The 23072-nt window shown below is 40.8% G+C and carries 13 protein-coding genes; 9 read left to right on the top strand and 4 right to left on the bottom strand.

Translation table 11 applies throughout. The features are described 5' to 3' along the window. Positions 1-11 precede the first annotated feature (11 nt). On the bottom strand, positions 12-1502 hold the full coding sequence (locus tag AACU32_RS30575; protein WP_096605332.1) for a mannosyltransferase: 1491 nt from the start codon (positions 1500-1502) through the stop codon (positions 12-14). Positions 1503-1848: 346 nt separating this feature from the next. On the opposite strand from AACU32_RS30575, the gene AACU32_RS30580 reads away from it, so the two are divergent. Both AACU32_RS30580 and AACU32_RS30585 read left to right on the top strand, forming a co-directional pair. Then, positions 1849-3015 (top strand): hypothetical protein, encoded by a 1167-nt coding sequence (locus tag AACU32_RS30580; RefSeq protein ID WP_096605334.1) that lies wholly within the window; start codon positions 1849-1851, stop codon positions 3013-3015. A gap of 20 nt (positions 3016-3035) precedes the next feature. Further along, entirely contained in the window at positions 3036-4427 is a 1392-nt protein-coding gene (locus tag AACU32_RS30585; RefSeq protein ID WP_339378393.1) for a DUF2079 domain-containing protein, read from the top strand. 21 nt (positions 4428-4448) lie between these two features. On the opposite strand, the gene AACU32_RS30590 is transcribed toward AACU32_RS30585, so the two are convergent. Continuing rightward, positions 4449-5990: an ArnT family glycosyltransferase gene (locus tag AACU32_RS30590; RefSeq protein WP_096605336.1), complete on the bottom strand. Its 1542-nt coding sequence runs from the start codon at positions 5988-5990 to the stop codon at positions 4449-4451. Between the two features lie 3 nt (positions 5991-5993). Next, complete coding sequence (locus AACU32_RS30595; RefSeq protein WP_096605339.1) at positions 5994-8429, bottom strand: hypothetical protein; 2436 nt, start codon at positions 8427-8429, stop codon at positions 5994-5996. 1250 nt (positions 8430-9679) lie between these two features. Here AACU32_RS30595 and AACU32_RS30600 point away from each other — a divergent pair. Further along, complete coding sequence (locus AACU32_RS30600; protein WP_096605341.1) at positions 9680-10588, top strand: polysaccharide deacetylase family protein; 909 nt, start codon at positions 9680-9682, stop codon at positions 10586-10588. Positions 10589-10688: 100 nt separating this feature from the next. Here AACU32_RS30600 and gltB read toward each other — a convergent pair whose 3' ends face one another. Then, positions 10689-15389: a glutamate synthase large subunit gene (gene gltB / locus AACU32_RS30605; RefSeq protein ID WP_096605343.1), complete on the bottom strand. Its 4701-nt coding sequence runs from the start codon at positions 15387-15389 to the stop codon at positions 10689-10691. Between the two features lie 722 nt (positions 15390-16111). Between gltB and AACU32_RS30610 the strand changes: the two genes are divergently transcribed. The 6 genes from AACU32_RS30610 to fusA all read left to right on the top strand — a co-directional run bounded on the left by AACU32_RS30610 (position 16112) and on the right by fusA (position 23052). Next, a complete protein-coding gene (locus AACU32_RS30610; protein WP_445223201.1) occupies positions 16112-18100 on the top strand; it encodes a phosphodiester glycosidase family protein in 1989 nt (662 codons plus the stop codon). 284 nt (positions 18101-18384) lie between these two features. Further along, on the top strand, positions 18385-18813 hold the full coding sequence (locus tag AACU32_RS30615; protein ID WP_096605345.1) for a cupin domain-containing protein: 429 nt from the start codon (positions 18385-18387) through the stop codon (positions 18811-18813). Positions 18814-19075: 262 nt separating this feature from the next. Next, positions 19076-19408, top strand: a complete 333-nt coding sequence (locus AACU32_RS30620) for a HesB/IscA family protein (protein WP_096605347.1) — start codon at positions 19076-19078, stop codon at positions 19406-19408. 188 nt (positions 19409-19596) lie between these two features. Next, a complete protein-coding gene (gene rpsL / locus AACU32_RS30625; protein WP_086687982.1) occupies positions 19597-19980 on the top strand; it encodes a 30S ribosomal protein S12 in 384 nt (127 codons plus the stop codon). A gap of 382 nt (positions 19981-20362) precedes the next feature. Continuing rightward, a complete protein-coding gene (gene rpsG / locus AACU32_RS30630; RefSeq protein ID WP_096605349.1) occupies positions 20363-20833 on the top strand; it encodes a 30S ribosomal protein S7 in 471 nt (156 codons plus the stop codon). 140 nt (positions 20834-20973) lie between these two features. Beyond that, positions 20974-23052 (top strand): elongation factor G, encoded by a 2079-nt coding sequence (gene fusA, locus AACU32_RS30635; RefSeq protein WP_096605351.1) that lies wholly within the window; start codon positions 20974-20976, stop codon positions 23050-23052. The last annotated feature ends 20 nt before the right edge of the window (positions 23053-23072 follow it).

Genomic DNA, 23072 nt, shown 5'->3' on the forward strand with positions numbered 1-23072 from the left:
CCTGACTCACCCTATCCACCGGTCTGTTTGATCACTTCGTTGATCTGGTCACTTCTGACTGGCTTACAGCCACCTTCTCTTTTATAAATACAGGTATTTCCCCAGCACTGCTGCGATGCATAGCCTGGTTGCTTTATTGGGTCATTAGCAACAAGATAATTAAAGTTTTCTTTTTGTGTATTGAAATCCTGAGCTTCTTCGATGAAGAACATGGGGACATCACGATGAAGGTAGGTATAGCCGCCAGATAAAGTCCAATGAATACCCCAAAGACCAACCCCACAAAGCGTTTTTTCCTGACTTAATTTTTGCAAGGCTTTGAGATTGCCAGCTTCCGTATTCCAATGTGTCCCCTGATTATGATTGCAAAGCGTCTGCCAGCTCAATTCTGTATAGAGATTAAATCGTCCAGCCAAAACAGCAGAAGTCGAACCCCAAAGTATAAAGCATAACGATATTGCTACGAGTTTCACCCAATGCGATCGCCACCGTACAAGCCAGTATTTGACAATCTCTGCTGTTCCTAATCCAGCCAAGATCATGACCATCGGCAATGCGGTATAAATAAAACGGTATTCTTTGTGAGCTAGGATACTGTGAGTCAAAACAACCGCGATCGCTATCCATGCCAAAATTGGACTCTGGCGGCTACCGATCATCGCTAAAAGTGCGATCGGTACAATAAAAAAAGACCAACTTTTCAGCAAGTATAAGCAATATTCATACCAGGGTGATACCCCATAAATATGGCTTCTTTTCTCAACAATATTCACCCAGAAATTTTTCCAAAAAGATTGGAAGGGGTAATCCCAGGTAAATGCATCCACCATCCCGAAAATCAGTAAAGGGCCGATAATACCAGCCATCATGGCGAGGTATCTAGTTTTCCAATCTTTGTGCCAACAAATACATACTACTGCGATCGCTACGGCTGGAAGTAATTGAATGCGTAAACCTAAAGCGCACCCACACAAGCAACCCGCCAAAAATAGGCGAGTCCGAGGCTGAAAAGATTTCCCATGAACACCGAGGTAAATTCCTGGGAGAAAAAGATGAGTTGCTACCACCTCATTAAAAGCTTTGGGTGCGAAGTAAACAAGCTCAAACCAAATACTGCAAATACCCGCAGTGATGACAGCCGTTAACAATCCGCCTGTTCGATGTCCCCAGAGAAAGCCAATAACTACAGTAGTTAAAGAAAGCAGACACAAAAAAACGGCTACACCAGTAACATAACCAGTGGAACCATCTCCCATCCAAGCAGTCAGCCGCATAATAACTGCTAGTACTCCGGGAAAAACCCACGATCTGACACCATCTCTAAATTCCCAGCTGACAATTCCATTACCAAAAGCCAGTCGGTGTGCTGGTTCTTGAGTCTGGAATATCTCGTCAGCCCAAAAAATGTTGGGAAAAGCCAACGCGCAGCCAACGCGAAGCAGTAGTGCAAGTAAAATTAGAGTGCTACATATGAGCGTGTTTAACTTAAATTTGCTATTCATCTGCTGCTTTGTACGAGAATTTTATCCGGCTTGCATCATGCTGGAAAGACAAATATTATACCTATCCAAATCGTAGACAAAATCATGAATTGTATGAGCGCTCTTATGAGTGGTCTAGTTTATGGTATTAGTATTTTGCTATGCTACCTAACCTATAGCAGTCCTAAATCATTGGTGAAAATCTCTATTTCTGATCTCTCTGCGTTCTCTGTCTTGAAAAGTTCTGAGCGCCGGCTTCCGGCGCTCAGACTTTTCGCTGCGCCTGGTGCGGTTCAATAAAAAAATATTTTTCACAACTCCTACACCGATAGCTATATAACCCTGCATTACAAACAACTTGACGTTTATGGCGAAAACTTCAGATAAGACATTATTAAAATCAATCAAATCTTGGTTCAATGATCCAGGTACAAAATATTTAATAGCAGGCATGATATTTGCTGTCATCATCCGCTGGGTTTGTGTTCCCAATAAATCTGTTGATTATAAATATTTTTTATCTCCTTGGTATGATTTCATTGCCGATAACGGTGGCTTTAGCGCTTTAAAATATGGTTTTGCCGATTATACACCCCCCTATCTCTACTGGATTTTGATTGCGGCTACTCTGCTTTCTGGATTGCCAAAAATCTTAGCTATCAAGCTTTTCGCCATGTCTGTTGACTTTCTTTGTGCCTTTTTAACTTACAAAATTGTCAAATTAAAATACCCCACAGGTAACATGGGAATGTTAGCTTTTTTGGCAGTTATTTTAAGTCCAACTGTTATTTATAATAGTGCCCTCTGGGGTCAATGTGATGTTATTTATACCACAGGATTAATCGCTTCTATTTACTTTCTATCTATTCATAAACAAATTCCCGCCTTGGTAAGTTTTGGCGTAGCGGTTTCTTTTAAATTCCAAGCGATGTTTTTAACACCTCTGTTGTTAATTATGGTAGTAAAAAAAAGAATATCTTGGTATTTATTAACTTTGATTCCCTTAGTATATCTAGCTTTGATGCTACCAGCTTGGTTTGCAGGTAGACCAATTTCAGAATTGCTCTTAGTCTACTTTAATCAAGCTAATAAATATAAAGAACTAGCTAAAAATTCTCCTAACCTTTATCAATGGATTTCTAATGATTTCTATAATATTGTTGTCCCTATTGGTTTAAGTTTAACTGTAGCTGCCATACTGTTATTGGCATATCTTGTTTATAAAAGCAGGCTAGAAATTACTCAAGATAGATTAATACATTTGGCGACAATCTCGGTGTTGTTTATGCCATATATCCTCCCCAAAATGCATGAAAGATATTTTTATCCTGCTGACATATTATCAATTATCTTTGCCTTTTACTTTCCGCAATATCGTTGGGTGGCGATCGCAGTCCAAATGTCTTCATTATTTAGCTACATAGGCACTCATATATATATCCAAATTTTTTCAATACCTTTAGGTTTTACCCTTTGGTTTATTGTCCGAAATTGTGATATGATTTATCCCAAATTAAAACCGAAAAAAATTTAAAATCTTAATAATAAATTATAGTGGAAAAAGCTTTCAAAAAAATTAATATCCTCAGTGTAATTATTGGGATTAGCGCCTGCATTTTATTTATATCCAGCAGCCTGAGACACGAATTATTTAATTCATCTGGGGATTTAGCATTTTTTGATCAAGGAATTTATTTAATTAGTCAGGGACAAACGCCAATTTCTTCGATCATAGGTTTTCATGCTTTAGCCGATCATGCTGCTTGGATTTTGTATCCCTTGGCTTTACTGTACAAAATTTATCCTAGTGTTTATTGGCTATTTGCAGTGCAATCTTGTGCTTTGGCTTTAGGTGCTTTACCTACATATTTACTAGCATTAGAAGCGGGGTTAAAAAAAAGCCAAGCATTAATGGTAAGTGCTGTATATCTCCTCTACCCGGTAGCCTATAACAGCAATTTGTGTGATTTTCATCCAGATGTTATTGCTGTACCCGGACTTTTAACAGCAGTGTTAGCAGCGAGAACCAGAAAAGTAGCTTGGTTTATTTTCAGTATTCTTTTAGTGTTGGGTTGTAAAGCCGTATTATCCCTGACTGTAGTGGCTATGGGAATTTGGCTACTGTTGTTTGAACAGCGACGTTTCTATGGTGCGATCGCACTTTTTAGCGGTACAGCTTGGTTTGTCATTGCTAATAACTTTATTATCCCCTTTTTTGGAGGAGAAGCAGCATTACTCAACCGCCATCTTTATCGCTATAGCTATTTAGGAAACTCGTTTTCTGAGATGGCGCAAATTTTACTATCCCACCCAGAAGTTATTTTTAATAATATTTTTTCATCCATCAATTTAGAATATTTATTTTTTTTATTAGCTCCTGTTTTCTGGGGTTTAAGACCACAATACATGATACCCTTAATAGGGGCAATTCCTTGTATAGCATTGAATCTTCTGGCCAATCATCCATCACAAAAAAATCTAGTTTTGCATTACTCATTACCAGCACTACCATTTTTAATCTTAGCTTTAATTGCCAGCCTCGCCAGTGGTAAAGCATGGTTAAAACAAAACAAAGTAATTATTTTGTGGTCTTTAATTGGATTTTTAGCTTTAGGTAAGTTTGGATTCTTTACCTCAAGATATCTCAAAAATATGGATAATTGGCAAGCCACAAAAGAAGGGATTTCTTTAGTCAAAACTCAAGATAGCGTGTTTACTACAGATATCATTACACCCCATTTAACTCATAGAAAATTAATTAGTTTTAAATATAATCTTAACGACTTAAATAATTTTCATTATATATTGCTTAATCTTCGTCACCCTGGTTGGGCAGCCAGCACAACAGATTATCAGAATTTGATTAATAAATTACAAACTCAGTCAGAGTTTAAATTACAATATCAGCGTGATGATGTCTACTTATTTGTTAAAAAAAGTAACTAGAATCCAAGTAGGAATAAGCACTTAGCTAATTGGCGGTGAAACTAAAGTAAAGTTTCCAGATTTACCAAGTACTTTACTACCAGATAAATTTATATTCTGCAAAGTTATATCATCTAACAATAAATAAGATTTTTTCGCCAACTTTTCTTGTAAAACTGGTACAGGTGCAGCAGTAACCTTGCAATCGCTATAAAAATCTAAACTGGGGCGACTATAAGCAAAAGAAGTATAAATTTGTGTTCCTGCTGGTACATTTTCTCGAATTAATGCGGCTACTGGTTTGACTGGGAAAGCTTCGTTTAACTCCCAAACCCAAGATTGGGAACTTACGAACAGCGCTAAAACTAAATACAGCCCAGAAAATAAAACTAGAATAAAGTGACGATTACGCTGTTTAATTAGCCATGAGGTTATACCCATACTAATTGCCAAAACAATACTCATGATAATTAAACTGGGCTGTGGTTCGGCAAGAATAAAGTAAACGCAGCCTCCCAACCCAGCAACAGAAAGAACACCAAAGAATACAGCCAAAACTTTACTTTTAAATTTATCTTGCTGCTGCCAAATATTGTTTAATTTTGCGCCAATTGCTAAAGCTAAAAAGGGATATACAGGCATCACATACCAAGGTAATTTAGTTTTCATCAAGGAAATAATGCCTAAATACATAATTGTGCCGATGAGAATTAAACTACCCCAAAGCGTCTGGCGTTTTTGCCAACTTAAAGATAAACCTCCTGGTAAAAAGAATAGCCAGGGAAAACTATATTTAAGTATTTCAATTAAATAGTACCAGATTGGTCCGCTATTACCTTCTACAGCTTGCCCAAGTCTATCTAAAGCTTGGGCTTGAAAATGCACTTTTAAGAAAATATCACCATAATGTTGCCATTGGGTAAGATACCAAGCGATCGCCGGGGCATTTCCTAATAACATTCCCACCCATAAATATGGGCTTTTTAATAAAACCAATTGTCTATTTACCAGGATAAATAAACCCGCAATTCCTCCCAAAACCAAAACTAATAAGCCTTTAGTCAGAGTAATTAGCCCCAAACAAAAGCCTACACCTAAAGCATACTTTCGATTATGACGCGCCTTTAATAGACAAAACAACAACATTAGAAAAAACGTAATTGTCATCCCATCTAACATTGCCAATCTGCCATGACGCACTACTGGTAGCATTGTTAAGTAAACTAAAGCAGCAAACAATGCTGGTAGGCTTTCTGAAAAAACTAAACGCCCTACTAAGTAAAGTAAAGGTACTCCCAAAGCTGTTAACACTGCACCAGGAAAACGAGTGGTAAATTCTTGTATTCCTCCAATGTGGTAGCACAGTGCAATTAACCACTGCATCAAAGGTGGTTTTAACCAAAATGGTTCTCCCTGAAGTGTTGGATAAAGCCAGTTACCAGTGCGGTAAATTTCTCTAGAGACTATAGCATAAGTACCTTCATCCCAATCTCTTAAGGGTAAATTACCCAAAAATATCAGCCACAAAACTAGAGAAGCTACTAGCAAGCTGAATAACCATTCTTTGTCTGTGAAGGAACGCATATTTTAAAAATGAATTAATGGTAAAAATTTCATAATATTTGTCACTGTTTTTAAAGTTTTTAACTCAGGTATATTTGGGTTCAATTTTTCTGCGATCGCTAATTTTGGTTCGGCTTGTCTCGGTTGAAAATCGTATAGATAAATAAAAGCTAAATAAAGCCATACGTAAGGATTTTTAGCATCATATTTAGTTAATTCTGTTAAATTTTGGATTAATTCGGGAACTTGGCGCTGTAACAGTTCTGCTAGGAGTAGAGTATAACGCCAATTGAGGTTATTTGGTTCGTTTTGCAGGCGATAATTAGCTGCTAATTCAATTTGTTTTAAATAATCTTGGGTAGGATCGTATTGATTGAAATTATCTATCTGGACAAATATATTATCTAACTTCCCTTTTTGTAACTCTAATCCTAATTGTGACATTCGGGAAACTAAGTCTAATGCTGGTGCTTTTTCTATTTTCCCCTTATCTGTTACAGTTACAGTAGTGTTGGGAATATTGAAAGGTGTAACTTTGCCATTTCTTCTATCTAAATACTGTGCAGAAAGTTGGTATTTTCCTAGCGGTAAACTTTGGGGTATAAATGTAGAGATAGTTTCAGTTACCTGAAAACTACCTTGGGGATGGCATTTTAACCCACAATATAAATTACCCAAAGCAATGGCATGATCGTGATACCAAGAAGACTGCTCATTCTGCCATTTTAATAGTAATAAGCCATTTTGCAGATCATCCCACGACCCTATTATTTGATAACTAACAGAGTTATTTTGAGCGACTATTAATTGATTAGCAGTTATTACTGGCTTGAAACTAATTGCAGAATTAGTATTATTTACTTGCTCAATGACTACAGCAGGATTGACTCTTTGATATAATCGTAATTTATCTTTACTCGGTAATATCCACTCATCCTGTAATTTCAAATCTGGAGAAGATTCTACTAAAGATTTTAATTTGCGTTTAGTTTCTCCCCTTTCTCCTGGTTCATCTGGTTCATTATCTTTAGTCACATACCAAGAAAAATACTCTAAATCTTGTTCTATTTGAGATAATTTAGTCGTTAGTTTCCTGCCATACACCCGAAAATCTGCTAAGGTACCAAAATAATCTAAAGTAAACTCATTAACTTGAGGTGTAGAAACTGGAATCACACCTAAAGTTGACCTTAAATATGGATTTGTTTGATGAATTTTCTTTATTAATTGAGCCAGAGGATATCTTTTACCTTCATCATTTGGTAAATGTCTCCCTCCCCATCCTTGAATTAGGGGTAAGGGAAATAAATTATTGAGTAATATTATGCCGCTTAAGCTAATAGCTATGAATCTAATTTTATCAAAATTTTGATTTTCAATTAAATTAAAGCAGTAAGACAAAATTAAACTAATTATGGGAAATAAAGGTAAAATAAATCTCACATCTTTATTTGTACCTAGGGAACAAATAATATAGCTACTTACCAAGAAAATTATTAACCAATTTATGCCTGATGTATTCCACTTGGCTATTAGTACATCTCTAGAAAATTTATGTTTAACCAAATAAACTAATAAAATCCCTAGACTCACAAATAATATCGGCAAACCAATAGTTTCTGGTATCATTTGCGGATAAACTAACCATCCAGCAATAGTAGTAGGTGGTGGATCTCCCTCAGCTTTACCGACATTGTTAGCATTGATTGCAGAGGTAATAATCGTTAACCAATTTAAACTGTACCAAGAACCACAAATTAACCAAGCTAAAATTAAAGATAAACCTGTTTGCAGTAGCTTAGTATATTTACGTTGTCTGATAAAGCTGATTAATGCCAAAACTGAAGGAATTAAAATAAAAATAAACCCTGTAGGTTTAGCAAGCATGATTAACCCTATACCTAAACCAAAAACTAGGGTTAATATCCATGATATAAAACCACGATAACAATCTTTCCAAATTGTTAATATGGTGAAAGTGAATGTAACAATTGCCGTTAAACCATAATCTAATAAATAATCTGTTCGCATAATTCCCAGTATGGGAAATAACAGGCAAAATAAGCTGGCAGTGATACCTATTTTTCGGTTATTAAATAAATAATTACCTAAATGATATACGCAGATAATAATGATCGCACTATATATTAAATTAACTAAACTCGCTTGATCGTATCCCCTGCCAAACAAAAACAAAAACGGGACTGTACAAATATATATAAAAGGAGAGCGATAACTAGGTGTTAGTTGCCACAAAGATAACCACCAGTCACCTGAGAAAATATGGAAATTTTGAAAAATTCGATAATGATGGAATGCTGTTGTTAAATGTGCGCTTTGATCGTAGGATGGAATCGATTCATCTAAGAAAAACCACAATCTATCTATAACTAATCCTACGAACCAAATTATTAATAGTATTATATAATCCTTCGGAAGTTTATTATTTGAATAAGTCATATTTATTTTATAGCCAATCAAAATTTAATTAGATTTTATCTATTATTTGTCTCATAAAGTATATAGGTTTAGATAAAAACTTGGGTGAGTAATTTCCTGTTTAGGGCTTTAGGGCATCAAAATTTATGCTTAGCCTCGAAGGTTATCCTGGATACTAACGTACTGTCTGCCCAATGTGAGGTAATTTTAGCTATGGGGTATAGAAGATTTTGTGCTGTCAAAGTATAATATATAACTGGTACTTAAATAAATTTACGACCATAACCTTGGCGACAGTTAACAGAAGAAATATAATTGATTTTTTTCGCTACATATGATATGATCACTTCCAAATAAAATAAATATCATCTATGTAAATATGCGGTAAATCGGGTATTTTTAATATCGATGAATTTGCGAAATCATTCACTTTGATTAAGGTAATAAATTGTACAGTTATGTAATTAGCCAAGATAATTGTTTGCTATTGCAACCAACTATCAATTGGTTAACAATTAAAGTATTATGAAGTACTATTACTAATTCATCTCACTCAGATGCCACAAAATTTTTGTTGGTAAATGAGTAAAGAGTATCTAGGTTAACTACTAAATTGGTTTGAGAAATGGGAAACTATATTCTAGTGAATGTAGTCTATATACTTAATGGAAGGTAAGGTTAATAGTCCAAAAGTTGAAAATTTAACTTTTTCTTAAAAAAGAAAAATTCACTGTCAACAGTACAATATACCTTGTTACCTACAAAACTGAATAATTCGTTAGATGCTTTTTGGTTCGATGTTACCCAATAGGCTAATTAATTAGCTTAATTCTTCAAGAAAACTAAGATATTGACAAGCCTAATTCAGTAAGGGTAGATACTTTGCTAAGTTATCAACTAATAAGCAACAGGTCTGAGCAAATTTAGTACTCATGCAAGCACAATTTTTCTCAGGTGCAGTAAATCACTTGATCTTGCTGTTTCCTAGTTTTAGCTATTAACTAAGCACAAATGCAATCCATCATAATTTGGGATTGCTGAGTTGACATTAGTACCAAGTATCGTGTAAGTATCAATTTTCACGAAATCAGAGAAATTTGATTTCATCGGAATTTTTTACATCTATATGACTAATTGCAAAATTTCTGTTAATCTTGATTCAATTTTTGAAGAATAACAGTAATTCTCACTGTATCTAATTGTGTAAAAAAAGTGTTATAACGTACCGTCATGTACGTAATTGATGGTTCGACCCTTGAAGGAGCTATTACGTGGAAAATCATAAGTCGTTTTTTTGGTCACAAGGACTATTAATTGCACTAGTTGGCTTAGTGGGTAGTTTTAGTCTTGGCTTGATGATGCTTGTCAAACCAAATACCTCGGAAGCCCAGAGTCAGCAAAGTATAAATGAAATTACTACATCTGCTAAAGCCGGAACTCAGGCGCGGATTGAAAGCTTAAAGGCGATGATGCTCACAAGTTGGCAACAACAAGCGCAAGCAAAAGGTTTTGCTTATGCTTTACCAGCAAGCTTTCTGGGAGCTACCATTGATGCAGCAAAACTCAGTCCAGAAAAGAAAGTCATTGCGCTGACTTTTGATGACGGCCCTTGGCCTGAAAGCACTGCACAGGTGCTAAATATACTGAAAAAAAATGATATTAAAGCTACATTTTTTGTTGTTGGGCAGAACGTCAAAAATTATCCAGATTTGACGAAGCAAGTTGTGGCTGAAGGTCATACTATTGCCAACCATACTTGGCATCACTGGTATCATCACATGAATCCACAAGTAGCGGCTTATGAAATTGAGAATACAACAGACATAATTTTTAAAACTACAGGTGTAAAAACAAACCTGTTTCGCCCACCTGGAGGCAACATGCATAATGGTGTAGCGGCTTACGCGAGAAATAGCAAGTACGCTATTATCATGTGGTCTTCTGACTCTATTGATTACTCCCGCCCCGGTGTGCAACGGTTAGTCAAGAATGTATTTAGACAGGCACAACCAGGTGGTATTGTGCTGATGCATGATGGCGGCGGTAATCGGTCCCAAACGGTAGAAGCTTTACCCACTATTATTGAAAATTTTCGGAAGGAAGGCTACAGCTTTGTGACTGTTCCAGAACTTTTAGAAATGCAAGATAAAGAACAAAAGGTACTTGCAAATAAAAAATAATTCTCTAACAATCATTCATCATTGTTGTACAAAAAGATCCCCGACTTCTTATAGAAGTCGGGGATTTACAAATCAAATGGGACTGCTAGAAACTAAATGACTAAACTGTACTCAACTGTTTAGTTTGGGGATTGGCTTCTGGACTGTCAGCCTCAGAAGGAGGTACTAATTGCCAGAATTTAGGTAAATATTCTTGCCAGTTTTGCAGAATTAACTTAGCTTTTGCTGAGCCAGTGCGATCGCAATGTGTTTGAATTAATTCTTGCAGTTGTTTCTCACCGGCTTCGGAACTCACCCGTTGAATTTTGACAATGTCCTTGTTAACCAATTCCGGGAATAAACCATCTTCATCCAAGAAGTAAGCTAGTCCCCCAGTCATCCCAGCGGCGACGTTGCGTCCAACTTTTCCGAGGACGACAATCACACCGCCAGTCATATATTCACAGCAGTGATCTCCAGCGCCTTCAATGACTGCTATTCCTTTGGAGTTACGCACAGCAAACCTTTCTCCGGCTAAACCGTTGGCGAATAACACCCCACCGGTAGCACCGTAGAGGCAGGTATTGCCAACGATGACATTTTGTGCAGGGTCATAGGTGGCACTCGCTGGGGGTTTGATGATAATTTCACCACCGTGCATTCCTTTACCTACATAGTCGTTGGCTTCTCCTTCCAACCGGAGAATCATTCCCGGAAGGTTGAATGCGCCAAAACTTTGCCCGACACTACCGAGTAAGTTGAGATGAATTTGTCCGGCGAAGCCACTATCACCATATTGAGAAGCGATCGCCCCGGCTAATCTTGCACCTACTGTTCTATCGGTGTTGACGATTTTTACAGTTTTCGCAATGGTAGATTGGTGACGGATCGCCGCTTGGATATCTGGATCGGCTAGTAATTGATCATCTATAACCGCACCGTTGCTGTGAACGTCTTCATGCACCAACCAGCTACGATTTTCTTTGGTATCTGGTAGCTGAAGCAAGCAGTTAAGGTTGAGTGATTGAGTTTTGGTGATGTTGACATCCTCACGCAGTTTCAACAAATCTGCACGTCCAACGACTTCCGATAGAGAACGGTAACCTAGTTTCGCCAACAGACTACGCACTTCTTCGGCTATAAAGTAGAAGAAGTTAACTACGTGTTCTGGCATACCTGTAAACCGCTTCCGCAGTTCTTCTTTTTGGGAAGCGACACCGACAGGACAGTTATTTGTATGGCAGATCCGCGCCATAATACAGCCTTCGGCAATCATGGCGATGGAACCAAAACCAAATTCTTCGCCACCCATCAATGCACCAATTAGCACATCCCAGCCACTTTTCAGTCCGCCATCTACACGCAGAATGACGCGATCGCGCAGGCTGTTTTGCATGAGGACACGATGCACTTCACTTAATCCGAGTTCCCACGGTGAACCAGCGTGTTTAATTGAACTCAGTGGTGACGCACCTGTACCGCCGTCATGTCCAGAAATCTGGATGATATCGGCGTTAGCTTTGGCTACCCCGGCGGCGATTGTCCCAATGCCAATTTCTGCCACTAGCTTCACAGATACCTGGGCTTTAGGGTTAATTTGATGCAGGTCAAAAATTAGCTGGGCGAGGTCTTCAATCGAGTAAATGTCATGGTGCGGAGGCGGGGAAATTAAAGTCACACCGGGCTTAGAACGCCGCAACATGGCAATGTACGGACTAACCTTGGGTCCTGGTAGTTGTCCACCTTCCCCTGGTTTAGCACCTTGAGCAATTTTGATTTCAATTTGTTTGGCGCTGGCTAAGTAACCAGGTGTTACACCAAATCTTCCCGATGCAACTTGCTTAATCGCACTTGAAGCGGTGTCACCATTCCGCAATCCTTTGAGGTGGGGGAGGGTGGGTGAGTGACCAGATTCATCGACATCATTTAACACTTTATAACGGACTGGATCTTCACCACCTTCGCCGGAGTTAGATTTACCGCCAATCCGATTCATGGCGATCGCTAAAGTTTCGTGTGCTTCTCTTGACAAAGCACCCAAAGACATTCCCCCAGTACAGAAACGCTGGACAATATCGCTGATTGATTCTACTTCTTCTAATGGGATGGGAGTGCGATCGCTTTGGAAGTCTAACAAGTCACGCAAGGCGCTGACTGGGCGATTTTGCAGGTGTTGTTTGTAAACTTCGTAGTGGTCGTATTGCTTCCCATCTACAGCTTTATGCAGCGCTTTTGCCAGTTCGGGGCTATTCATGTGGTATTCGCCGCCGCGACGGTACTGGACAAAACCTAAGTTTTCTAATTTCTTGCTGGTTAGTTCTGGGAAAGCTTTGTGATGGAAGGAAAGTATCTCGGTTGCTAACTCACTGATACTCAAGCCACCGATGCGGGAGGCTGTACCTTTGAATCCGAGTGCTAACAAATCGCCACCAATCCCGATGGCTTCAAAAATTTGTGCTGCTTGATAGCTGGAAAGCAGAGAAATTCCCATTTTTGAGAGAATTTTTAGCAAACCAGATTCTACAGCTTTGCGATAGTTGGCTATAGCTTGTTCTTGGGTGATACTAGCAATTTGACCCCTGGTCATAAACTGCTGAGTCCTGGGATCTGACCACCAATCGCGCACAGTGTCTAAAGCCATATAGGGGCAAACTGCACCTGCACCATAGCCAATCAGACAGCCAAAGTGATGGGTACTCCAACATTGGGCTGTATCGACAATCAGGGAGGCTTTCATCCGCAACCCTTCACTAATTAGGTGATGGTGGACTGCACCAACTGCCAACAATGGGGGAATATAGCTGTATTCTGTGCCTAAAGGTGAGCGATCGCTTAATATCAAAATCTTCGCACCCGCCCGCACTGATTCAGCGGCTTTGGCTTGTAAAGATTCCACTGCTGCTTTCAAACCTTCTGGGCCTGTAGCAATTTCAAATAAAGTTGATAATTGGGCGGTAGCGAATCCTGAAAGTTTGATTGCTTCTAATTCTGTCTCGGTCAGTACTGGCGAATCGAGTTTGATTCTCTTGGCATATTCGGGCTTCACTTCTAATAAGTTACCGCGTTCGCCTAGTTCGACCTTCAGAGACATAACTAACTTTTCTCTTAAGGGGTCGATGGCTGGGTTTGTTACTTGAGCAAAGCGCTGTTTGAAATAGTCATACAGCAAGTGGGGTTTTTCTGACAACACCGCTAGGGGAATATCATCGCCCATACAGAAGGTTGGTTCAGTTCCTTGCATCGCCATTGGCTGAATTACCATGTCCACATCTTCTGTGGTGTAGCCAAAAGCCACTTGATGTTGCAGCAAGGTTTGTCTGTCAATTTTCTCTGTAGTTAGGTGTCCGTTGTTAGTTGCCGAATACCCATTACCGTTGGTGTTGCTTGCCCCATTTCCATTCCCGTTACTGGTGGCAGAATGACCATTTACCAAGTCTTTCAATTCTTGGCGATGCTTTTGCAACCATTCCCCATAGGGGTACTGCTTGGCAATGCGCTGTTTAATTTCCCAATTTTTTAGTACTTCGTTGGTAGTTAAATCTACGGCGATCATTTGCCCAGGGCCAAGTCTACCTTTTTCCACGATGTTAGCTTCTGGGATGTCTACTACACCTGCTTCGGAAGCAACGACGATGTAGTCGTCTTTGGTGATGGCGTAACGAGCTGGTCTTAAGCCATTACGATCTAATGTTGCACCAACTCTTAGCCCATCACTAAATACCAACAGTGCTGGGCCGTCCCACGCTTCTTGCAAACCGCTGTAATATTCGTAAAAATCGGTAATTTCCGGATAGTTCTTTAAGGAAGGCTGATTTTGATAAGCTTCGGGAACCAGCATCATCAAGCCTTCTAAAGGACTGCGTCCAGAACGCACCAATAGTTCGAGAACGTTATCTAGGGTAGCTGAGTCGCTATTGTCAATGTGGACTAATGGCTTGAGTTCGTCAATGCGATCGCCCCATACTGGATTAGCTAGGCTAGCTTCCCGTGCCATCATCCAGTTAATATTTCCTAACAAAGTGTTGATTTCGCCGTTATGTCCCAACAACCGCATCGGTTGGGCTAAAGGCCACTTGGGCATAGTGTTAGTACTAAACCGGCGATGATAAACAGCAAAGGCACTTTTGTAAGCAGGATTTTTTAAATCTTGATAAAACTCTCCCAACACCGCAGAACGCACCATGCCTTTATAGACAATTGTCCGGCTCGACAAGGAGCAAGTGTAAAAGTCCTCGGAGATATTTTTTGCAGCTTTAAAAATCCGACGGCGGGTAATATACAGTTCCCGTTCTAGTTCTTCACCGCTTTTGGCAGAAGATAAAAAGACTTGTTCGATTTGGGGTTGATTATATGCAGCTTGTATCCCTAATGAATCGGGCTTTACGGGGACTACTCGCCAACCCAGTACAGTGAATTTTTCCTCAGCCGCTATTTGCTCAACCATTTCCCGCGATTTTTGCGCTGCTTGGGTATCTTGCGGTAAGAAAATCATGCCTACAGCCAAATTTTTCGGGGATGACGATTCTCTAGCCCTTTGGATATAGTCTTCTTGGAACAACTCCCAAGGTATAGCTGTCAATATCCCTGCACCATCACCCGAATCTTGGTCAGCACTACAACCACCCCGGTGTTCTAAGCAAGTCAAAGCCGCTAAAGCTTTGTCTACAATTTCATGGCTGGCAGAATTCTGGCGATGGGCAATAAACCCTACACCACAAGCATCTCGTTCTTCAACTAACCATCTTTGCCCCTCGTAGCTATCCCTTGAGTCAGTATCTGAAAATGACATTTTCTGCACTTGGTTCCTTGGTTTATTATTCATAGCCTGTTCCTGAAATGCTGAGTTACGAATTTTGCCGCTTGCTTGTGAAAAAATTTCTCAGATTGAGTTATGGAGAAAACTAGAATCACCGAAATTTAGGGAAAAAAAATTTTAACTTCGGTTTTACGTTTTCATTCCCCGTGTTAAAATAATGACGATATTTTCTTATGTGTTTATGCTGAGTTAGACAAATTACTTTTGCCCTTGTAACTTTTTATTTATTTCTTGTAGCTAAGTATTTTCTCAATTTTCCCCGGTGAGAGCTATTTTTCCAGGTAAAGCTAATTATAAGCAACCTGAAACAAAAGTTGCCGAAGTTACCTGAATGAGGTAATAAAATTCAGCCTATTACACTATATGCCCATTTGACAATTCCTAAATATTGCTCTTGTTATCTAGATTTTGTTGATTTTATTGATTGCCACTGGCGTTACTACTAGCTATACCTCACTTAAGCAGCGACGGTAGCAAACATCGGTGAGGAGGGAATATTTTATTCCAGCATTAATTACCAAGACTACCATCTTGGGGTACTGGAAGTGCCAGTTAAAACACTGGTTGCAGTAGTTTTATAAAGAAATGCTTGTTTGTTTCTACAAGAGATAGCAAGCCATTTTATATATTATCACATGCCCTCAAGGCTAAGATAGTTATTTTTTAAGAATTTTGCATCATCAGCAAACCTAGATCTTGGGTTACAGCTTTCCAAAGTACCTCGTCTCATGATGAAAATGCCGAATTGCGATCGCCAAAAATACCGCACTGCTCTTATCAATCAGGGTTATAGCCGACTGTTTTGGCTGAATATTTCGCCAATTATGGCTACAGTGCTGTGTTTATATACTACCAGTACTACTAACGCCCAGCAGTTACCCACACCATTACCCACACCAACCTTAGAGCCAGAACAGTCTACAGTTCCCGCATTTAGGGGAATAACCTCTGGTAATCAAATTTTGCTCAATGGTCGTACTCTATCAGGAGCTTGGTTGCAGCGACCCTTAAGTGCGGATCAACCAACAATTCATCTGAGTGACGGCGCACTCAGGCAATTAATCGGAGTAGATTTATTAAACACCAACAATCCTGCCCAACAACCAATTGAGTGGTTTTCGCCAAGTACAACAGCAATGTTTTTAGGCGCTTGGCTGCAAAGAGGATACCGCTATTTAGATATTACAAATTTTGCCCAATCAGCAGGATGGCAGATCAAAGCCAATGGCAACATTTTAGAGATTTCCACCCCAGTTACAAAAGTTACAGAGATTACTCAGAATCAAGAAAGTTTTGGCGATCGCATATTACTAGATTTAGACCGCCCAACACCTTGGCAAGTGTCACAAGAATTACCCGTCAAAAGTCCCCAAGACCCTGACACCCCAACTCTTAAACCTGCGAAAATACCCAATAGAATCTGGAAAATTAGCATAGATGGCATAGCTGACCCAGCTTTAATCCAACGGTATACTCCGCTACCACCAGCACCTTTACCAGTGCCAATACCAAATTTGCTCAAACAGTTATTACCTGCACCAGAACCATTAATTAAGCAAGTCGAGGTAGTCAACAACCAAACAGTGATGAGTTTGAGCATTCCTTTTGGGATGTCTCCGCGAATTAGTACTCTAGCTAACCCCAATCGCCTCATCATCGATGTTAGACCTGATGCGTTGGTAGCAAAAGATATTACCTGGGCTAGAGGATTGCGCTGGCGGCAGCAGTTGGTAAATTTAGGCACAGAAAACTTTCCGATTGTCTGGCTAGAAATTAATCCCCGTGCCTTTGGGTTAAAGCTGAAACCGATGCGGAGTAATCCTAATGCTGTAGGAGGGACTGCTCCATTAATGCAACTAGCACCTAAGTACTCAGCAGCAGCAGCAATTAATGGTGGTTATTTTAACCGCAATAATCGCTTGCCTTTAGGTGCAATTCGTCAGGATGGTCAATGGGTATCAGGGCCGATATTAAACCGAGGAGCGATCGCTTGGAACGATTCAGGACAATTTTACTTTGATCGTTTGAGCTTACAAGAAACTTTAGTTGCTGCCAATAATGTGCGTTCGCCAATTCTCTTTCTTAACAGTGCCTATGTCCAGAGTGGTATTGCCCGTTACACCGCCCTTTGGGGGATCTCTTACACCCCCCTCTCAGATAACGAAATCATCTTGACAGTCCAGAAAGAGCAAGTTATCAATCAACTACCTGGTGGTAAAGCTGGGCAAACCAACTTTCCTATTCCTCCTGATGGCTACCTTCTAATTTTCCGAGGTAACGCTGTCAATACTGCTGCCCAATTACCTATAGGTACAACACTGAGTATTACCAGCACCACCACTTCTAATGACTTTAGTCGTTATCCCAACATCATTGGTGCAGGGCCACTATTGATCAAAAATCGTCAAATTGTCCTCGATGCTAAAGGCGAAAAATTCAGTGATGCCTTTATTGCCGAAAAAGCCATTCGCAGTGGCATTTGCACAAATACTACAGGTCATTTGATGATTGCCGCTGTACATAATCGTGCCGGCGGCCCCGGCCCCACCTTAGCGGAACATGCCCAGCTAATGCAACTTCTAGGATGTGTAGATGCTCTCAATTTAGACGGTGGCAGTTCCACCAGTCTTTACCTAGGAGGGCAATTGCTTGATCGTTCCCCTAGTACTGCTGCCCGTGTCCATAATGGCATTGGTATTTTCTTGGAACAAAAGTAATAAATTTGTCATTTGTCATTTGTCAATGGTCATTTGTCTCCTTTGTCTCCCTTATCCCCAGCCCCTTTTTAAAGTTAAGAATAAGCTGGGATTTTGATTGATGAAGAATTGGTATAGAAGCAGTAGTTTAACTAGAGGTCTTTTACACCAATAGAAGTTTGTTTTGCTATTGTGGGCAAGGTGCGATTCAATTCTTGATTTTCGCTACTGCACGCTAACGCCAGAATTCTCATCAATGGTTCTTAGAGTACAGACTGTTTGTAATGTCTTTCAATGAGGTTACTATGGTTCAAATTTCCGAAACAACACAGACTAACACTCTGCCCTTACCTTCATCTGTGACTTCCAGAGGCGTTGCAGCCACAGAATTGCGCCCTTGGGGTTCTTTTACAGTTTTGGAAGAAGGACGCGGATACAAAATTAAACGCATCGAAGTTAAGCCTGGACACCGCCTCAGCCTGCAAATGCACCATCACCGCAGCGAACACTGGATTGTTGTTTCTGGCACAGCTCGGGTAGTTTGCGGCGATCGCGAAGTTTTGTTAACCAATAATCAGTCTACCTATGTACCTCAGTGTACAGCCCACCGCCTAGAGAATCCTGGTGTCATTCCCTTGGTTTTGATTGAAGTACAAAATGGTGAGTACTTGGGTGAAGATGACATCATTCGTTATCAAGATGATTATGCCCGTACTGGCGAGCAAAGCCGTTAAATGGTCTTGATTTAGCAGTATTGTCACTCCTCCCACCTGCTTGTCGGGTGGGATTTTCCATTAAGAGTCAATAGTCAGTTGTCAGCCCTTCGGCTGCGCTCAGGGCAAGTTGTCAGTTGTTAAGAAGGCAATAGGCAGTAGTGATTTGTCCCGCCAATGCCCAATGCCCCATGCCCAATGCCCCATGCCCAATGCCCCATGCCCCATGCCCCATTCTGTAATACTCTAAAATATGAGGTTTGAAAAGTCTAAAATAAATTCTATGATTCAATTGAGTCCGGCTGCTGCAAATGAAATCTTGCGGTTAAAATTAAAGCAGCCGCAAAATGTTTTATTCCGATTAGCAATTAAACCTGGTGGCTGTTCTGGGTGGTTTTATGACCTGTCTTTTGATGAAACCGTAAAAGTTGGCGATCGCACTTTTGACCTGAATGGCATTCCCTTGGTGATCGATACAGAAAGTTTAAAATATATTAATGGTTTAACGGTGGATTATTCAGAAGATCTGATGGGTGGTGGCTTTCGCTTCCAAAATCCCCAGGCGAGCGCAACTTGTGGCTGTGGTAATTCTTTCAACCTGACATCAGAGGGATGAGGGAGACAAGGAAAGGGGGACAAGGGTAAGCACAGAAATAATCAATGCCCAACGCCCACTTGCCCTGAGCGGAGCCGAAGGGATGCCCAACGCCCATTGACAAATTTAATTGACATAGAATACCGAAAAAAGATATAATTAGGATTTGTTAAAACTTAGACCCTAAGCAGCTTCACGCGCTGTAACTCATGCCAACTATACAGCAGCTCATACGTAATGAACGCGAAAAAGCGCGTCAGAAAACCAAGTCTCCTGCTCTGAAGCAATGCCCCCAACGGCGGGGTGTTTGTACCAGAGTATACACGACTACACCTAAAAAGCCTAACTCAGCACTCCGGAAAGTGGCAAGAGTCAGGCTGACATCTGGATTTGAAGTCACAGCTTACATTCCAGGTATAGGTCACAACCTCCAAGAACACTCAGTTGTGATGATTCGTGGTGGTCGGGTTAAGGATCTCCCTGGCGTGAGATACCACATTATCCGTGGCACCTTAGATACAGCCGGGGTCAAAGATCGCAAGCAAGGACGTTCCAAATATGGAACCAAGCGTCCCAAAGAAGCGAAAAAATAGGAACTAGGCGGTTAATCGCATGAAAGTACGATTAATCGTCTCACCTAGAAACGCCCACCGAACAAAAAAAGGGCATTCGCCGCAGCATTAGTTATACTTCTTTTGTCTGTGTCAACAAATCAAGTTCTGCACTAAGCGAGCAAGTGTACGAACTTTTGACCCAAATTGTAGAAAGTGACAGCAACGCTTTAATCTAGATATTAAGGTTTATTAATGTTGTCGCCTTGTTTATCTGATGTCAGGTAACAAGTGAATTAGGTTTACCTGGCTGCATCTGTGAAAAGAAAAATTGTGGAAGTTTGAGCGGCGGTTCGTACCGCTTTTAGTTTCCGGTGTCTGATAGCATATAATTTCGTTGCCAAAACCGAATTAAGGGTGAAGTATGTCTCGTCGTGGTGTTAGTCAAAGGCGCCCAGTTCCGCCTGACTCAGTTTATAATAGCCGCCTAGTTAGCATGATGATGCGGCGGATAATGCGTCATGGGAAAAAATCACTGGCAGGACGCATAGTTTATGATGCCCTAAAAACCATTGAAGAACGCACTGGGAATCCGGCGTTAGAAACCTTTGAAAGAGCAGTGCGAAATGCAACGCCTTTAGTGGAGGTAAAAGCTCGCCGAGTTGGTGGAGCCACTTATCAAGTACCGATGGAAGTGCGTTCAGAAAGGGGTACTACCCTAGCACTACGTTGGCTGGTACAATTTTCTCGTTCTCGACCCGGACGCACAATGGCTGGCAAATTAGCCAATGAGTTAATGGACGCAGCCAACGAAACCGGAAATGCCATTCGCAAGCGGGAAGAAACACACCGCATGGCAGAAGCAAACAAAGCCTTTGCTCACTATCGTTACTAAGTCTAGAAGCGGTATATCGTCTACATGACAGCGATATATCGCAACTTTTCAAAAAAAAAGTCGGTTTTCCCTAAAAGTATAGAATCTTAACAAAGAGTAATATACAAGATATCATGAGGCAAAAACTATAGGAGGTTATTGTGGCACGTACAAACCCGCTAGAGAAAGTACGCAATATCGGTATTGCGGCGCATATAGATGCGGGCAAAACCACGACAACAGAGAGAATATTATTTTACTCTGGAATAATTCATAAAATTGGTGAGGTTCACGAAGGAACTGCTGTAACCGACTGGATGGAACAAGAGCGGGAGCGGGGAATCACCATCACTGCTGCGGCGATTAGTACCAGTTGGAAAGATTATCAAATTAACATTATCGATACTCCTGGTCACGTAGACTTCACAATTGAAGTTGAACGTTCCATGCGGGTATTGGATGGTGTAATTGCGGTATTTTGTTCCGTGGGTGGTGTACAACCCCAATCGGAGACAGTTTGGCGGCAAGCAGACCGTTACAAAGTGCCTCGGGTTGCCTTCATCAACAAGATGGATCGTACAGGAGCGAACTTCTACAGAGTTCATGAGCAAATGCGCGATCGCTTGCGGGCAAATGCCATTGCCATCCAATTGCCCATTGGTAGCGAAAACGACTTCAAAGGCATTGTAGACTTGGTGCGGAAGCGTGCATATATGTACAACAACGACCAAGGTACAGATATCGAAGAAACAGATATCCCGGCAGACTTACAAGATCAAGTCGAAGAGTACTACACCAAGCTGGTGGAAGCAGTTGCAGAAACCGATGACGCTCTGATGACTAAGTACTTCGATGGCGAACCACTTACAGAAGAGGAAATTCGGGCTGCCCTGCGGAAAGGTACAATAGCCGGTACAATCGTACCTGTGCTTTGTGGTTCTGCCTTTAAAAATAAAGGCGTACAGCTAATGCTGGATGCAGTGGTAGATTACTTACCCGCACCTACAGAAGTACCGCCGATTCAAGGTACACTCCTCAATGGCGATACAGTAGAGCGTCGGGCTGATGATAACGAACCCTTAGCCGCTCTGGCATTCAAGATTATGGCTGACCCTTACGGTCGCCTCACCTTTGTTCGTGTTTATTCGGGCGTTCTAAAAAAAGGTAGTTACGTCTTAAATGCTACCAAGAATAAAAAAGAACGGATTTCCCGTTTAGTTCTAATGAAGGCAGATGATCGCCAAGACGTGGAAGAACTAAGAGCAGGTGATCTGGGAGCTGCGCTGGGTTTAAAAGATACTTTAACAGGCGATACTATCACTGATGAAGGATCACCAGTAATTCTGGAATCCCTATTTATTCCAGAGCCAGTGATCTCGGTAGCGGTTGAACCCAAAACCAAGAACGACATGGATAAGCTATCCAAGGCTCTGCAATCTCTCTCAGAAGAAGACCCAACCTTCCGCGTCAACGTTGACCCAGAAACCAACCAAACTGTAATTGCAGGGATGGGGGAACTCCACCTAGAAATTCTCGTAGACCGGATGTTGCGCGAATTCAAAGTGGAAGCGAACGTTGGTGCGCCACAAGTAGCTTATCGCGAAACGATTCGCAAAACAGTTACCAACGTAGAAGGCAAGTTCATCCGTCAAAGTGGTGGTAAAGGTCAATACGGTCACGTTGTGATCAATTTGGAACCAGGAGAACCAGGTAGTGGCTTTGAATTCGTTTCTAAAATTGTCGGTGGCGTAGTACCGAAAGAGTACATAGGCCCCGCCGAGCAAGGTATGAAAGAAAGCTGTGAATCTGGTATTTTAGCTGGATATCCACTAATTGACGTGAAAGCAACGTTAGTTCATGGCTCTTACCATGATGTAGACTCTTCGGAAATGGCTTTCAAAATTGCTGGGTCAATGGCACTGAAAGAAGCTGTGCTTAAAGCTTCACCAGTACTATTAGAGCCGATGATGAAAGTCGAGGTGGAAGTTCCTGAAGACTATATTGGGAACGTCATTGGCGACCTCATCTCCCGTCGGGGGCAGATTGAAAGCCAAAGCACTGAACAGGGACTCGCGAAAGTGGCATCCAAAGTTCCACTGGCGACCATGTTCGGCTACGCTACTGATATCCGCTCGAAGACCCAAGGTCGGGGTATCTTCACGATGGAGTTCAGCCACTACGAAGAGGTGCCTCGCAGCGTGGCTGAAACTATCATTGCAAAAAGTAAAGGGAACGCTTAATTAAAAAAGGAAACAAGCAT

It is taken from the genome of Calothrix sp. NIES-2100 (assembly GCF_963875285.1).
Classification (GTDB): domain Bacteria; phylum Cyanobacteriota; class Cyanobacteriia; order Cyanobacteriales; family Nostocaceae; genus Aulosira.